This is a genomic window from Streptomyces tamarix (assembly GCF_032423885.1).
GTDB lineage: Bacteria > Actinomycetota > Actinomycetes > Streptomycetales > Streptomycetaceae > Streptomyces > Streptomyces tamarix.
Genome location: NZ_JAWCTQ010000093.1, coordinates 1 through 2,004, shown reverse-complemented (window position 1 = coordinate 2,004; position 2,004 = coordinate 1). Strand labels below are relative to the sequence as shown.

Annotated in this window: 2 protein-coding genes; one reads left to right on the top strand and one right to left on the bottom strand. The window is 68.6% G+C overall.

The genetic code is table 11. The features are described 5' to 3' along the window. The first annotated feature begins 97 nt into the window (after positions 1–97). Positions 98–505 (top strand): hypothetical protein, encoded by a 408-nt coding sequence (locus tag RND61_RS32360; RefSeq protein WP_315881744.1) that lies wholly within the window; start codon positions 98–100, stop codon positions 503–505. A 27-nt stretch (positions 506–532) separates the two neighbouring features. On the opposite strand, the gene RND61_RS32355 is transcribed toward RND61_RS32360, so the two are convergent. After that, positions 533–1,741, bottom strand: coding sequence for an IS110 family transposase (locus tag RND61_RS32355; protein WP_315881743.1), 1,209 nt, complete (start codon positions 1,739–1,741; stop codon positions 533–535). Between the last annotated feature and the right edge of the window lie 263 nt (positions 1,742–2,004).

Genomic DNA, 2,004 nt, shown 5'->3' with positions numbered 1-2,004 from the left:
GGGGGGTGCCTCTATGTTCCTCGTCAAGCGTGTGGGCAGCTTCGGCCCGAGGTTCGATCTTCTTCTTGGGGCATGAGACTGTGTGGTCGTGCCAGAGATGACGAGTGGGTTGGAGGCGGCCTTGGCTGACGCGTCGTCTCCTTCATGGACGCAACGTGTTCGTGCCGGGCGTGACCTTGCTTTGTTCGCTGATGTTCCTGAGGCTGCGGAAGCGCTGGTGGGGCTGCTGCTGGACGTCGAGGACACGGCGGTGACTCGACAGACGGCAGAGGCCCTGGCCCGGGTCGGGACAGTGGCCGCCGTAAGGCTCATCGCTCTCGCGGTGGCCGAGGCTGACGACAATCAGGCTAACTGGCTGCAGACCGGGGTGCATGACGCGCTCGTGGGACCGGACGGTGTGCCGGACGTCGCAGCGGCCTGCGGGAAGCTCTCCCGGGACCAGGAAGAAGCTGTCCGTCGGGGTGCCGCAGACATCTCTGCGTGGACAGACGACGCAAGGTGTTGATCTGAACCGACCTCCCTGTGGGCTGGTTCATGCAGCCGTCGCTTGGGGGAGGCGGGGTTCGTAGAAGGTGCCGTCGCGGAGCATGGCGAACAGGACGCTGATGCGGTGGCGTGCGAGGCGGAGGAGGGCTTGGGTGTGGGTCTTCCCCCGGGCCCGGCATTTGCCGTAGTAGGTGCGGGAGGCCGGGTCGTGCAGGGCGGCGAAGGCGGAGAGGAACATGGCTCGTTTGAGCTGCCGGTTTCCGCCTCGGGGCGCGTGTTCGCCGTGGATCGAGGTCCCCGACGATCTGGTGGTCGGAGCGAGGCCGGCGTAGGAGGCCAGGTGGGCGGCGGTGGGGAAGCTGGTGCCGTCGCCGACGGTGACCAGCAGGACTGCGGCGGTCCTGACCGCGACCCCCGGCATCGAGGTCAGGACCTTGGAAAGAGGGTGGTCCTCCAGCAGGGCCTTGATCTGGGCTTCCAGGGCCCGGCGCTGTTCGTGGACTGCGGAGAGAGAGCGGGCCAGGGACGGGACCACGGTGTCGAGGGTGCCGGTCCCGGGGACCACCACGGTCTGTTCATCCAGGGCGGCGAAAACGTCGTCGATGAGCCGGGCGGCCATGCGTGGGGCCTTGGGCCGGATCACCTCGACGAGTCTGCGGCGGCCGGCTTTCCGCAGGGCAGCCGGGGAGCCGTAGCGTTCCAGCAGCCAGGTGACGGCGGGGTGGTCCAGACGCGGCCCGAGGACGCGCTCCAGCGAGGGGTGGAACTGGGTGAGCAGGCCGCGTATCCGGTTGGAGGTGCGGGTGGCCTCGGCCGCGAGGTCCTGGTCGAAGCCGACCAGCACGGTCAGCTCGGCGGTGATCTCGTCGGTGAGTTCCAGCGAGCGCAGGGTGTGCGGCATGGTGCGGGCGGCGTCCGCGATCACCGCGGCGTCCTTCGCGTCGGTCTTCGCCTCGCCCGGATAGAGATCGGCGATCCGGCGCATCGCCAGGCCGGGCAGGTAGGCGACCTTGCAGCCCGAGTCCCGGGCCACGGTGAGCGGAAGGGCTCCGATGGAGGCGGGCTGGTCCACGATCACCAGGACGGTGCCGAACTTGGCGGTCAGCTTGTCGAAGACCGCGCGCAGTTTCGGCTCGCTGTTGGGCAGCTGCTTGTCGAAGACCTTCTTCCCGGCCAGGGTGAGCCCATGGCCGTGATGAGCGGTCTTGCCGACGTCCAGGCCGAGGAACACGCCCACGTCTTCGGTGTCGAACATCGCACCCTTCCAGGGAAGTTGAACGTGCCGGCCTTGGCGGTGGTGTCGTACGCGCGCATCCACGTTATGCAGACCTGCCGCCCGCGGACTGTCCGGCATTGCACCGGACCGGGTGGTGGCCGGACCTCTCATCAGCGTCTCCGACGGCACCTCCCGGGCCCGGTGACACCACCCCCCAGGTCATCCGATCGACAGGGGGCAACAGCCATGCCGGGCCCGGAGGCCAGCGGCCCTCTTGCAGGACCGCGAAAAACATAACGGGG

Coding starts and splice junctions, on each gene's coding strand:
- RND61_RS32360 (WP_315881744.1), top strand. CDS start 98: ATGACGAGTGGGTTGGAGGCGGCCTTGGCTGACGCGTCGTCTCCTTCA.
- RND61_RS32355 (WP_315881743.1), bottom strand. CDS start 1,741: ATGTTCGACACCGAAGACGTGGGCGTGTTCCTCGGCCTGGACGTCGGC.